This is a genomic window from Leptolyngbya sp. ST-U4, from assembly GCF_039962215.1.
GTDB lineage: Bacteria > Cyanobacteriota > Cyanobacteriia > Elainellales > Elainellaceae > Leptolyngbya_A.
The window spans coordinates 261,306-273,793 of record NZ_JAMPKZ010000003.1 but is presented as its reverse complement, the minus strand read 5'-3'; the positions used below and the strand labels follow the sequence as shown (position 1 = coordinate 273,793).

The following is a 12,488-nucleotide window of genomic DNA, read 5'->3' as shown; positions in this document are numbered from 1 at the left end:
AATTTTGTTTTGCTTGCAGTCCTCGATCGCATACCTGCTATACTAGGTAAGGCGATTGCCGGTGTAGCTCAGTGGTAGAGCACTCGATTCGTAATCGAGCGGTCGTGAGTTCAAATCTCATCACCGGCTTTGTACAGTAGTAATTTGGAATGCGCTTGAGATTCTTCAGTAGAAGTCATATTTGTAGCAGCAAAAAGAAAAAGCCAAAGTTTGAACCGACCTCAAAAATCAAAGCTGATTTGCTTGGTTAGTGGTGCAGGAGAATACGAGCCATGCTTTAACTCGTTAATTGCCCATGAGATAAACTCCTGAAATGAAAAGACCTCAAGAAATCGCTCGCCGTCCTTATGTGATTTCAGGTACTCGATTGCTTTTGCTGCCACATCGGAGTTGCATATATACTCTCCGTCTAGAACAATGATGCAAGGGCAAGGATAGACAGTCTTGATATTCTCAACTAGAAAAGGTAGTTTCTCGATTACGCTACCAGAGGCATCCTGCCACTTGGATTCGATCGCTAGCCCTCCGGGAAAGGTCTCGCACGGTTCAACAAAACAATCAATTCTGATTGATTTGCCAAAGATGTCTTTGATTCCAGGCTTATACTGCGTTTGTACTGAATAGCCAACACACTCCAATACGCACTTAATAATATGTTCTGTTAGCTTGCCAGAAGCATTCGCATTTGACCCTGCACTGGCGGCTTTGACTTTGATTGGCTTATGTTTGGGCATAGGAAGATTGATAGGCTGCTCGTCACTGTTATAACTCCATCCGGTGACAAGGCACCTCAGCATAGCAGCTTCCACAAAGCCGAATCGGGCAAGGCTGTAACGTCATTTCTTGCTGGGGCAACATCTCCCGCATCCGTCCGGGATCAAGTCTGATGAGGCGGGCGATCGCCCCTAACTCCTCCGCCGTTGGAAACGGATTGTGGTTGACAGAGATCAGGATTTTCTCAGCCACCTTGCGATCGCCGTATCCAGCGAGAATAAACCACCGCCATTGGTCAGGAAGAAGCTAAACCACAGGGCATAAAGGGAAGCTGTTTCCAAAGGGGGAATGTGCCAACCGTCTTTTTTAAGATGGAAAAAGAGAGCAATGAACATGGTGAATAGCAATATCAAAGCATTCAGCCGAGTCAATAATCCCAGCACCAGCAGAATCGAACTTCCAATTTCAGCGTAGGCAGCACAATAGGTCAAAAACACAGGGTAAGGCAAGCCAATAAAACTGACAACGCCGTTGGCAAAGCCCTGCACATCCGCCAGCTTGCTAAATCCGTTATGGATCATCAGTAAGCCTACTGCCACTCGAGAAATCGTCCAAACAATCTGAGCCACACGGCTCTCGACCGCCGGGGATTGCAGCATGGCGTCCAGTAACGTCGGTTTCGTTTGAATCACAGTCATAGCTCAGAAGAATCTCAGTTAGGTTGAATTCATTTTCGCCGATTGGGAAAGCGGTCAATCAGAATTATTGCAACATAGCCATTGCCAGCTCCGACAACTGCCCCTGAACGGGGGATTGCGAATTTCTCCGATCGCCCAAACCCCTTTTACCCTTGTTTCCATCCCCTCATTGACCCTCACTTTCCCACCTGCATTAAACTCTACCCGATCTCCGACCCCATCCATGAGCAGCATCACATTGCTTTAATCAATAAAGACTCCCTCAGCAGGCAGAAAGACAAGCGATGGTTTGGTTCCCCCCTACTCCTTTGGCAACCTGTTTATTTCACGAAGCGGTAATCTTACAAAGTTTTACGAGTGGAATATTAAACGTTTTTTGTCGATTTAGATCTAAATTGGTAGAACTATTTGGAGTCGCTGATAAGACATTAGACAACATCAATAAAGAAACCAACGAGATATTTTCGGTGAGGTTTATAAGAAAACTGATGAATTCACTTGAAAGGCGACAAACTTATATTGTGGAAGGATCGATCGCAGGCTTACTAGCCCACTCGTGAATCTAATTGCAGTTCATCTTTTCTCTTCTTTCCAAAGGGGGTGTTAAGATCCGCAGTTAGGCCTTATATAAAGTATTACTAACCGTAAAAGCGAAAAGCTCATTAAAACCTTTTATGACTATTCCTCTACTGGTTGTTGATGTGCAAACAGGATTTATTAACGACTTTACACATCACATTCCCCCCAGAGTAGTGCGCTTAATTGAGCAGAAAATCTATTCTCCGATATTATTTACTCGTTTCATTAACTTATCCGATGGTCCCTACACTCGCCTGCTCAACTGGAACGGTTGTCATGGGGAACCTGAAACCAATCTAGCGGCAGACTTAGCTCCCTACATTCAATCCCAATTCGTCTTTAGTAAACCGGGATTATGCGGGATGCCTATTGAACTCGTGGATTATTTCTGTGACCATCAAATTCAGCAGGTTGCTGTAGTTGGAATCGACACCGATATGTGTGTCTTAAAAATTGCGATGGATTTGTTTGACCGAGGCATCGAACCACTTGTGTTAACAGATTGCTGTGCCAGTACTGCAGGGTTGCAGGCGCATCTGGCAGGTTTAGCGGTTCTGAGTCGCAATATTGGGGCACAGCGTTTGCGCGATGCTGGATTGGGAGAAGGCTTTCTTGCGGCTCCGACGCCAAACCAAGACGATTAATCCCAAACATAAACTTTTAGCCTTTAGGAGCGATCGCATACTCCCTAAAATCATTAGACAAAATCAAGTTCTAGCATAGACGGCCCTGATGGGATCGATGCTTCTAGATCTACGCTGTTATCCTCCTCTTCCCGTGACGCTGAACTGCGGATTGGGCGCGGGGCGATCGGAAATTGATTGGTGTTGAGTGCGATCGCCGTAGCAGGTCTTATACAAACGCAATCCAGGTGCCGTGAAAACCATAGGGAATGCGTTGGGGCATCAAGACGCGGGCAATTGGTTCATCGGTCATGGCTTGGGCTGCGACAATGATCAATTCAGAGGTGCTCTGAGTTTCGTCATGTACGAACGTCATCAGCCACCCATCGTCTTCGGTCGTCGCACCGGGTCTTGGCACAAACACGCCTTCACCCCCATAGCGTCCTGTCCCAAAGGAGTGCGTTTGCACCGATTGATGCGCCAGATCGAACTGGAGTAAGCCATTAAACTTGGGCATTGCGGTAGGCGCACTCTTGCCCGCATAGCCATAGCGGATAGGCCGTCCTAAATACTGTTCGTTGATGCGTGGGAATTCGCAGGGGCAATCGTCGAGGGTCTCTTCCTGTACGGTTCCAGTCTTGAGATTGAACCGCCAGCGGTAAAGCAGCGGCACATTACTGCTAATAGCGCGATTATCGCTTTCATGGGAACCCGGAGACGCACCCAGGATGCTGGTGCTGCCCATCCGACAGGCAATCAGGATAATGTCATCCCCCGACTCGTAAGCATTCAGCGTATGAAAAATGTAGCAACTGGGTGATTCAAACCAGCGAATCATGCGATTTTCGCCGTGCCGAGGCAGAATGCCAAACCGACTGGGGCGATCGCGTTCAAAGGCAAAAGCAGGTTCTCCCCGCTGAATTCGTTCTAGCCGGAACGTTAGGGGCAAGTCCATAAAGATTGTGTAGTGTTCGGTGATGGCGAAGTCATGCATCATCACACCCACAGGCAGATCGATCCCAACCGTTCGCAGCAGTTCTCCCTCGGCAGAAACGACGCTGTACCTCAGGTAGGGCGGTTGAGCCAGCGAATAGCCAAAGAACATCATTTCACCCGTAGTCGGGTCAACTTTGGGATGGGCAGTCACCGGAGAAACGAGTTTACCGCCAAAGGTGTGTGACCCGATCGTGTCTAAACTGGGCACGTCGATCGCATGAGGTTCACCACCTTCCCAAAGGGCAAGCAGACGATCGCGATGCCAGACGAGAGCCGTATTCGCCACATTTTTGGAGCCGTTGGGTGAAGGTTGCAGCATTCCCCCAAACAATGCCTGCCCTGCCTGCCGCTCTTGCTGGAATCCCTGAGTGCGGATGTAGCGATTGCGATAGCTTGCCTTGCCGCCCTGGATATGAACACCGTGCAGCATTCCATCTCCGTCAAACCAGTGGTAGCGACCAATCGGCGAAAACTGAGGATTCGGCCCGTTGCGAACAAACATGCCGTTGAGATCAGGCGGTAACTCGCCCAGAACTGGCAGGTCATCGATCGTTAATTCAGTTTGAACCGGAGCAAAGTTATCGGCAAGGTAGGGGTTGAGGGTGGCTGTCATCGGGTTGGGGGAGAAATAGTCTGCCTCTCCCTTTTAGCAGAAACGCGAATCAGGTGCTGCCCCCGCTCCTGCTCCTGCCAAGCTAAACATAGCCGCATTAAAACGATTGCTTAATCCTAGCTGTAGCAAAACTGTAGCGAAATATTTGGCAGTTCTTCAATGACTTCTGCTCCTCATCGAACATCATAGGGCGTTCCTTTCTATTGCTTGATCTACTCTATTGCCATGTTTTGAGAAAAACGCTTGGCATTGATCTTGATATTGACCTTGGCATTTACCCTAGTATTGACTGAAATATCTTTCAACGTGATGTTCAAGCTTCTAAATTAATGCATCGTAGTTGGCCTGAAACATTCCATAAAACTACAAAATTTTTTCTTGTGATATATTCTCCTGATCATCATTTTGGTTGCTCACAGATATTTCTGCAATTGTTTCTGAAACCGCGTTTGCGGCGGGCTTCACGAATATACTAATTCCGATTGCCCAGGCGATCGACAGCATCCATCCTGCCAGAATATCGCTGGGATAATGCACGCCCAAATAAAGGCGCGTCCAAGCGATCGTCACGACATAGACCATCGCCAGCATTGTGGTGACACCAAGCCAGCGACCGCGCCACGCCAGCATGATCACCACAGCAGCAAACGCCATACTCGTCATTGCATGACCACTGGGAAACGAGAAATCTTTTGGCAAAATATAACCTTCCCAGAGTTGGGGGCGCACCCGATGCCAGAAGGATTTTGCAGCCAAGTTAATTGCACCGCATCCCGCAAGCGTCAGAGTCAGGTAAACCAGCGATCGCCAGCGTTTTTGAGAGAACAGCACTCCCGCGATCAGGAAGGCGATCGGACCGATCGTTTTGACCGAGCCAAATTGCGTGAGAACGACTACAATGCGATCGAGCGTTGGGGTTGCTGCGTTGTGAATCGTGATCATCAGCGGCACTTCCCAGGTTAAACCACCCTCAAGCTGCCAAATTTTCAGTGCCAGAATCACAAATGCCTGAAGCGGGAGGTACACGCCACAAAATAGGAGCAACAGCAGTGCAAACCAGTCGCTTCTGGGTGGGAAATGCCAGTGGTTTCGAAACCAATTCGTCAAGAATTTCGGCAAGAATCGGGAATCCTTCATACAGCGTGTGTCAGTTTTCAGCTCACCATCCCCAGCAGCAGATACACTGCAAATCGTAATGCCTTTTGCAACACAACCCCCGATCGCTTTCCTGAAAAACTATCAGGCTGAAATCGTCATACACTGGTCTTGATGGATGACTTGATGAAGGAAAATGCCTCATGGAAATGACTCGCAGCAGTAAAATACCCGAGATACTAAAAACCCATGAGGCAGACTTGCTGTTGGAGTGGAATCAGGAGTTAACCGCTACGAACACCCGAAGAGGGTTAATTAAAGAAGCAGAGCTACAGGAAGAGTGCCGGGAATTTCTCAGGTTGCTTCGCGTCGCTGCTCAATCTGGTAATTTGAGCAATGTTCAGACATCAGAATGGCGAGAAGTTCGGGAAATGTTGACCAGCATTTCGCGATCGCGTTCTCAAAAAGGCTTCACCCCCACGGAAACCGCTACATTTGTCTTTTCATTCAAGCGACCACTGTTTGATCGGCTGCGGCAGCAATTGCAAGACTTTACTGAGCTAGGTGAAGAGGTTTGGCGAGCAACTGACCTGCTCGATCATCTGGGATTGCTAGTGATGGAAGCCTACCAGAAGTCGCGGGAAGAGGTAATTTTGCGGCAGCAGGAAGAACTGCTGGAACTGTCTACCCCCGTGGTCAAGCTTTGGGAAGGCATTCTAGCATTACCGATTATTGGCACCCTTGATAGTGCCCGTACTCAAGTGGTGATGGAGTCGCTATTGCAGAAAATTGTTGAAACTGGGTCAGAAGTTGCCATTATTGACATTACTGGGGTTCCGACCGTCGATACGTTGACAGCTCAACACCTGCTGAAAACAGTGACAGCCGCTCGCCTGATGGGAGCTGACTGTATTATCAGCGGTATTCGACCTCAGATTGCCCAAACAATCGTGTATCTTGGCATTGATTTAACCGATGTGATTACGAAAGCAACCTTAGCTGATGCCTTTCTCATCGCATTAAAGCGCATGGGAACCACGATCGCCCGCAAGTAGGTTAGAGGAGAGACTTATGGAGCGCATTCCCATCCTTCAAATGGGCGAACTTCTGCTCGTCACGATTCAAGTCGATATGCACGATCGCCTGGCAATGACCTTGCAGGATGATCTGACCAATCGCATTAGCCAAACCCAGGCAAATGGGGTTCTGATTGACATTTCTGCGCTAGAGATCGTTGATTCCTTCATTGGTAGAATTTTAAGCAACATTGCCAAAATGTCGCGGGTCATGGATGCTGAAACGGTGGTCGTCGGGATGCAGCCTGCTGTTGCGATTACCTTAGTGGAGTTGGGGCTGTCCCTGACAGGCATTCGCACGGCATTGAATGTGGAAAAGGGGATGGCACTGTTGCGATCGTCACTGGGTGCACCTACCAAGGCTGAGGTCATTGCCACAGAATGGGATGCTGAGGACAATGCAGAAGATTGAGGAAATGACAATTCAATCCTCTGCTGACGTGGTTTTAGTTCGGCAAGCCGTGCGTCGGTTTGCGATTGAGGTTGGCTTTAGTTTAGTAGACCAAACCAAAATTGTGACCGCTGCCAGCGAGTTAGCTCGGAATACCCTGGATTATGGGAGAGGGGGAACCGTAACCTTAGAAATGCTTCAGGACGGTGGGCGGCGGGGTCTCAGGCTAACCTTTGAAGACCAGGGTCCGGGCATTCCAGATATTGAAATGGCACTCAGGGATGGCTTTACCACCGGGGGCGGTCTGGGGATGGGGTTGGGTGGCGCAAAACGTCTTGCTAACGAATTTGAAATTGAGTCTGTGGTGGGAGAGGGAACACGCATAATCATCGTACGCTGGAGGTAACATGAGGGAATCAATTGAAGGAATCTACGGCGATCGCTGTTACAGAGCAAAGTCAAACTGGGGAAGCACGGCGAGCCTCTCTGTCATTAGCCAACCGTCTTGGCTTTAAGGAAACCGAACGGGGCAAGGTTGGAATTTTGGTGACGGAGGTGGCGAATAATCTCGTGCAGCACGCAGGCGGTGGAGTGATTGTGCTGCGGGCGATCGCACAACATGACAGCATCGGCATCGAGGTTCTGGGGTTAGACCAAGGTTCTGGCATGATGGACGTAGAGGAGTGCCTCCAAGATGGCTTTTCTACTGCCGGAACATCGGGCAATGGGCTGGGCGCAATTCGTCGCCTCTCTGACTTCTTTGAAATTTACTCGCTGCCAAAAAAGGGAACTGCGCTTCTTGCTCATCTCTGGGCAAAATCCCCGATGCGTTCGTCAAAGAAAAGCATCGAAATCGGTGTGGTGGGTTTACCCAAGCCGGGAGAGGAAATTTCAGGTGATGCCTGGGCCTGGGAAGGAGATGATCACCGCAGCCTGTTTCTAGTGACAGATGGTTTAGGGCACGGTCCTGCGGCTGCCAGTGCGTCTTCAGCTGCCATCCGAGTGTTTCACGATCATCAGCATCAGTCGCCTGAACGCATTGTCGAAGCGGCTCATGCTGCTTTAAAGAGCACTAGAGGGGCAGTGCTGGCGATCGCTGAAATCAATTTTGAGCAGCAGACGGTTCGCTTTGCGGGCATTGGCAATATTGCTGCCAGCATTTCTTCCGCAACCGAACATCACAACCTGATGTCTTACAACGGCACCGTGGGGCATGAAGTTCGTAAAATTCACGAGTTTACCTACCCCTGGTATAGCAACGGGCTACTGATTATGCATTCCGATGGCATCAGTACCCAGTGGAAGCTCGATCGCTATCCGGGCTTAAGCCAAAAACATCCCAGCTTGATCGCAGGCGTTTTATACCGCGATTTTCATCGGGAGCGCGATGATGTAACCGTGTTAGTGGCGAAAGGAACGGGAGCATGACAACCCTTTTCACCCTGGAAATTCATTATGAACAGGATGTGGTGCAGGCGCGGCAGCGAACCCGCGAGTTGGCAGAACATCTGGGATTTGACGTGCAAGATCAGGCGCGGCTGGCAACTGCCGTTTCAGAAATTGCCCGCAATGCGTTTCAGTATGCGAAGGGTGGAACGGTTCAATTTGACGTGGAAGAAAGCCCCCAAACATTTCTGATTCAAATTCAGGATCAGGGAAGGGGCATTCCGCATTTGAGCGATGTTTTAGAGGGACGCTATCATTCCTCGACCGGCATGGGGCTAGGAATTACTGGCACGCGCAGGCTGATGGATTCCTTTGAGGTGGAATCGACAGGGCAGGGGACTACCGTGCGGATAGGCAAAACCTTACCAAAAAAGCAATCGCCCATTCTCACAGACCGACAGTTGCAGCAAATCCGGGATGCAGTCGCAAAGCGATCGCCCCAAAACCCCTACGACGAAATCCAACGCCAGAACCAGGAATTGCTGCGGACGATGGCAGAACTTCGCAAGCGAGAAGAAGAGCTCACTCACCTCAACCACGAGTTAGAAGATACCAATCGAGGCGTGATTGCTCTGTATGCCGAATTGGATGAGAAAGCTAGCTCTCTACAACAGGCTAACGAGTTAAAAACTCGCTTTCTTTCCAACATGAGCCACGAGTTCCGCACACCGCTCAACTCGATTCTGTCCCTATCTCGAATGCTGCTGGCTCACATGGATGGGGATCTGTCCTCAGAGCAAGAAAAGCAGGTGACGTTCATCCAGAAAGCAGCCGATGGATTGTCAGAAATGGTGAACGATCTGCTGGATTTGGCAAAGGTGGAAGCAGGCAAAACAGAGGTGCATCCCAGTTCTTTTGAAGTGAGTGATTTGTTTGCAACCCTGCGGGGAATGCTGCGTCCGCTGCTGGTTCAGGGATCTTCTATCTCACTCGTGTTTGTGGAACCGGATGGGCTGCCTTCGCTGTATAGCGACGAGGGAAAAATTGCTCAAATTCTCCGAAACTTTATCTCAAATGCACTCAAATTTACGGAACGGGGAGAGGTGCGCGTCACGGCAGAACAAGCCGGTCAGATGATTCAACTCTCGGTGTCTGATACAGGAATCGGTATTGCGCCGGACGACCAAGGGCGCATCTTTGAGGATTTTGTGCAAATTGAGTCTCACCTGCAAAAGCAAGTAAAAGGGACGGGGTTAGGACTGCCGCTATCGCGCAAGTTAGCAGAGCTAATGGGGGGCAGCGTTTCCGTTCAAAGTGAACCGGGTCAAGGTTCCACCTTTTCGGTCTGCATTCCGATCGTTTATCCCAAAGCAGCAGAACTGCCAGACTCACTGAAACCCATTACCTCCCTTAACCCAACCCAACTGCCCATTTTGGCGATCGAAGACCATACTGAAACGCTATTTATCTACGAAAAACACCTGCAAGCGTCAAGATATCAACTGATTGCCACCCGCACCCTGGCTCAAGCCAGACAAGCCCTACAGCAACTTCAACCCGTGGCGATCGTTCTAGACATTTTGTTAGAAGGGCAAAACGGCTGGACATTTCTGCGAGAACTCAAAAGTGATGGAGCAACCCGCAACATTCCCGTACTGGTCATTACGGTTGTGGATAACGAGAAACAGGCACTTGCATTAGGAGCCGATGGATTTTTAATTAAGCCTGTAGACAGACTACCCTTGCTTACCAAACTCAATATGCTAATCAGTCGGGGTAAAGCTCAAAAACTCTTAGTCATTGATGATGACCCAGTCTACCGATATGTGGTGAAGCAGTTGTTAACGAATATTCCATTACAAGTTTTAGAAGCTGCAAGCGGACGAGAAGGATTGGCAGTCGCAGAGAGTGAACAGCCTACTGTAATTTTGCTTGACCTTGAAATGCCAGAGCTGAATGGATTTGATGCGCTTGATCAGCTTCGGCACAATCCCGTTACTCAGTCCATTCCTGTTATCATCTACTCATCGACACAGTTGAATTTAGAAACCCAGAGCCATTTAACTCAACAAGGTGTCGCTATTGTTTCTAAAGAAGAAACGTCTCAAGCAGAAGCGGCCTTTCACCTTCGAGAAGCGCTCGTTAAAGCTGGACTCGTTCTAGATGCTTGAGGATGTGTCATGTTTGAACCACAGGAAACTATTCTGCATGTTGATGATAACGAAGCTAATCGTTACGTCGTGACGCGGATTTTGAAAAATGCAGGGTTTACCGTCGTAGAAGCGGCAACAGGAGCCGCAGGGTTAGCGGCAATCGCTCAACATCAACCGGCACTGGTCATTCTAGATGTGAGATTGCCTGATTTGAACGGCTTTGAAGTCTGTCGTCAGATCAAGTCTAACCCTCAAACTTGCTTTATTCCGGTACTGCATCTCTCAGCCAGCTTTGTCAAAAGCCAGGATAAGGCAGAAGGATTAGACAGCGGTGCTGATGGTTATTTAGCGCAACCCGTTGAACCGATTGAATTGCTAGCAACGGTGCGATCGCTACTCCGAATTCGACAGGCCGAGGAGATGGCTCTGGCGTCAGCACAGGAGTGGCAAACGACGTTTGATGCCATCAATGATAGTGTCTGTCTGCTCGATCAGCAGGGTAAGATTCTGCGCTGTAACGAGGTAACAGTGCGACTTTTTGGTAAGCCTGCTGAAGCGATTTTAGGGCAAGTTCACTATGAGTTAATGAGTACCATCTTGGGGGTGGGAGACGGCACTTGCTTTTACCGTGCTAAAGAAACGCACCAGCGTCAAGTGATAGAACTGCAAAGTCAAGAACGCTGGTTTTCCAAAACAATGGACCCGGTTCTGAATGAATTTGGAACCTTCACGGGTGCTGTTCTGATTCTGGTAGACATTACAAATCGCAAGCAGATCGAGGATGAACGCAAGCAAGCAGAGACGATTCTGCAAGAGCGCAATCAACGTCTGGATTTACTGTATGAAACGACTCGTGAGCAAGCGGATCAACTGAGGCAGGCAAATCGCATCAAAGACGAATTTTTAGCGGTGTTATCTCATGAGTTACGATCGCCGCTGAACCCCATTCTGGGTTGGGCAAAAATACTGCAAACGAAACAGCAAGATAAAGCAAAAACGCAGTATGCCCTTGAAACGATCGAGCGAAATGCTAGATTACAAGCACAGCTCATTGAAGACTTGCTCGATGTTTCTCGTATCCTTCAGGGCAAGCTGAGTTTAAACATCGGTCCAGTCGGTCTACCGTTTACGATTGAAGCGGCACTTGAGACGGTGCGACTCGCGGCTGAAGCAAAATCTATTCAAATTCAGACCGCTTTTGAACCCGATGTTGGGCAAGTTTTAGGAGATTCTAGCCGTTTACAACAGGTTGTTTGGAATCTAATTTCCAACGCTGTTAAATTTACACCCCAAGGCGGAAACGTGCAGGTGCGGTTAGAGCAAGTTGAGGAAGTCGAAGAAAAAGAAGAGGCATACGCCAGTGCTGCTTGTTTCTCTAACGTATCCCCGCATCGCTCCGTTACCTATGCTCAAATTACGATCAGTGACACTGGCAAAGGTATCACCCCTAGCTTTTTGCCCTATGTCTTTGACTATTTCCGGCAAGCTGACAGCACCACTACTCGAAGTTTTGGAGGGTTAGGGTTAGGGTTGGCGATCGTCCGTCATTTAGTTGAACTACATGGAGGAACCGTTCAGGCAGCGAGTCTGGGAGAAGGGCAAGGTTCAACCTTTACCGTGAAGCTTCCTATCATCGCTGTCTCAAAATTGCATTCAGATCATCCCTCTTCTCACAATTCCTCAGATTTTCATCTCGATGGATTGCGAGTGCTTTTCGTTGACGATGAAAAAGATTCACGAGAGCTAGTGACCTTTTTGCTGGAACAGTATGGAGCCAATGTTACTCAGGTCGCATCCGCTAACGAAGCTTTAAGTCAGTTACAGCAAGCAAAGTTTGATTTGCTCCTGAGTGATATCGGCATGCCAGATATGAATGGCTACACATTACTTCGCCAAATTAGAGAGCGATCGCCTGACCAGAACGGAAACATTTTGGCGATCGCGATTACTGCGTATGCTGGAGAAATTGATCAGCAGGAAGCATTCGCAGCCGGATTTCAGCAGCACATCACCAAGCCGATTGAGCCAGAAATACTGTTGCAAACAATTTGGACGCTAGTGCAAAGAAAGGGTTGAATTTGCTGTTCGGAAATTGGCAGCGCTGGATACTTACAGGCTAATGGGACAGAAGAGGGATAATCGGCGTTGCTGAATAAGCGTATGA

12 protein-coding genes and 1 tRNA gene are annotated in these 12,488 nt (G+C 48.9%); 8 read left to right on the top strand and 5 right to left on the bottom strand.

Annotated elements, in window-relative coordinates:
- The first annotated feature begins 57 nt into the window (after positions 1-57).
- Positions 58-129 (top strand) — tRNA-Thr (locus NDA02_RS08580).
- Between the two features lie 92 nt (positions 130-221).
- Here NDA02_RS08580 and NDA02_RS08575 read toward each other — a convergent pair.
- The 3 genes from NDA02_RS08575 to NDA02_RS08565 are packed head-to-tail and all read right to left on the bottom strand — an operon-like array spanning position 222 to position 1,412.
- The gene (locus NDA02_RS08575) at positions 222-734 is read right to left on the bottom strand and encodes a PD-(D/E)XK nuclease superfamily protein (RefSeq protein ID WP_206755100.1); all 513 of its coding nucleotides are present in this window, start codon (positions 732-734) and stop codon (positions 222-224) included.
- Positions 735-762: 28 nt separating this feature from the next.
- Positions 763-966: a hypothetical protein gene (locus NDA02_RS08570; RefSeq protein ID WP_190793463.1), complete on the bottom strand. Its 204-nt coding sequence runs from the start codon at positions 964-966 to the stop codon at positions 763-765.
- Positions 948-1,412: a DoxX family protein gene (locus tag NDA02_RS08565; protein ID WP_190793464.1), complete on the bottom strand. Its 465-nt coding sequence runs from the start codon at positions 1,410-1,412 to the stop codon at positions 948-950. Before NDA02_RS08565 ends, NDA02_RS08570 begins: the two co-directional genes overlap by 19 nt.
- Positions 1,413-2,086: 674 nt before the next feature.
- Here NDA02_RS08565 and NDA02_RS08560 point away from each other — a divergent pair.
- Positions 2,087-2,635: an isochorismatase family protein gene (locus NDA02_RS08560; protein ID WP_190793465.1), complete on the top strand. Its 549-nt coding sequence runs from the start codon at positions 2,087-2,089 to the stop codon at positions 2,633-2,635.
- Between the two features lie 208 nt (positions 2,636-2,843).
- Here the strand turns inward: NDA02_RS08560 and NDA02_RS08555 are convergent, their stop codons facing one another.
- A complete protein-coding gene (locus tag NDA02_RS08555; protein WP_348254797.1) occupies positions 2,844-4,223 on the bottom strand; it encodes a carotenoid oxygenase family protein in 1,380 nt (459 codons plus the stop codon).
- Between the two features lie 363 nt (positions 4,224-4,586).
- Complete coding sequence (locus NDA02_RS08550; RefSeq protein ID WP_190790184.1) at positions 4,587-5,330, bottom strand: phosphatase PAP2 family protein; 744 nt, start codon at positions 5,328-5,330, stop codon at positions 4,587-4,589.
- Between the two features lie 191 nt (positions 5,331-5,521).
- On the opposite strand from NDA02_RS08550, the gene NDA02_RS08545 reads away from it, so the two are divergent.
- From NDA02_RS08545 to NDA02_RS08520, 6 genes are read left to right on the top strand one after another with little or no spacing between them, the layout of a single operon-like run.
- Positions 5,522-6,373 carry an STAS domain-containing protein gene (locus NDA02_RS08545; RefSeq protein WP_190790185.1) on the top strand — a complete coding sequence of 284 codons (852 nt, stop codon included), beginning with the start codon at positions 5,522-5,524 and terminating at the stop codon, positions 6,371-6,373.
- Between the two features lie 16 nt (positions 6,374-6,389).
- Complete coding sequence (locus NDA02_RS08540) at positions 6,390-6,806, top strand: STAS domain-containing protein (protein ID WP_190790186.1); 417 nt, start codon at positions 6,390-6,392, stop codon at positions 6,804-6,806.
- Positions 6,793-7,191: an anti-sigma regulatory factor gene (locus NDA02_RS08535; RefSeq protein WP_190790187.1), complete on the top strand. Its 399-nt coding sequence runs from the start codon at positions 6,793-6,795 to the stop codon at positions 7,189-7,191. Before NDA02_RS08540 ends, NDA02_RS08535 begins: the two co-directional genes overlap by 14 nt.
- 14 nt (positions 7,192-7,205) lie before the next feature.
- A complete protein-coding gene (locus NDA02_RS08530; RefSeq protein WP_190790188.1) occupies positions 7,206-8,213 on the top strand; it encodes an ATP-binding SpoIIE family protein phosphatase in 1,008 nt (335 codons plus the stop codon).
- Positions 8,210-10,342, top strand: coding sequence for an ATP-binding protein (locus NDA02_RS08525; protein WP_190790189.1), 2,133 nt, complete (start codon positions 8,210-8,212; stop codon positions 10,340-10,342). Before NDA02_RS08530 ends, NDA02_RS08525 begins: the two co-directional genes overlap by 4 nt.
- A gap of 9 nt (positions 10,343-10,351) precedes the next feature.
- On the top strand, positions 10,352-12,400 hold the full coding sequence (locus tag NDA02_RS08520; protein ID WP_190790190.1) for a response regulator: 2,049 nt from the start codon (positions 10,352-10,354) through the stop codon (positions 12,398-12,400).
- Positions 12,401-12,488 lie beyond the last annotated feature (88 nt).

What these genes read in the sequence shown, in the direction of transcription:
- NDA02_RS08575 (WP_206755100.1), bottom strand. Translation starts at nt 734, where the DNA reads ATGCCCAAACATAAGCCAATCAAAGTCAAAGCCGCCAGTGCAGGGTCA.
- NDA02_RS08565 (WP_190793464.1), bottom strand. Translation starts at nt 1,412, where the DNA reads ATGACTGTGATTCAAACGAAACCGACGTTACTGGACGCCATGCTGCAA.
- NDA02_RS08560 (WP_190793465.1), top strand. Translation starts at nt 2,087, where the DNA reads ATGACTATTCCTCTACTGGTTGTTGATGTGCAAACAGGATTTATTAAC.
- NDA02_RS08555 (WP_348254797.1), bottom strand. Translation starts at nt 4,223, where the DNA reads ATGACAGCCACCCTCAACCCCTACCTTGCCGATAACTTTGCTCCGGTT.
- NDA02_RS08545 (WP_190790185.1), top strand. Translation starts at nt 5,522, where the DNA reads ATGGAAATGACTCGCAGCAGTAAAATACCCGAGATACTAAAAACCCAT.
- NDA02_RS08540 (WP_190790186.1), top strand. Translation starts at nt 6,390, where the DNA reads ATGGAGCGCATTCCCATCCTTCAAATGGGCGAACTTCTGCTCGTCACG.
- NDA02_RS08535 (WP_190790187.1), top strand. Translation starts at nt 6,793, where the DNA reads ATGCAGAAGATTGAGGAAATGACAATTCAATCCTCTGCTGACGTGGTT.
- NDA02_RS08525 (WP_190790189.1), top strand. Translation starts at nt 8,210, where the DNA reads ATGACAACCCTTTTCACCCTGGAAATTCATTATGAACAGGATGTGGTG.
- NDA02_RS08520 (WP_190790190.1), top strand. Translation starts at nt 10,352, where the DNA reads ATGTTTGAACCACAGGAAACTATTCTGCATGTTGATGATAACGAAGCT.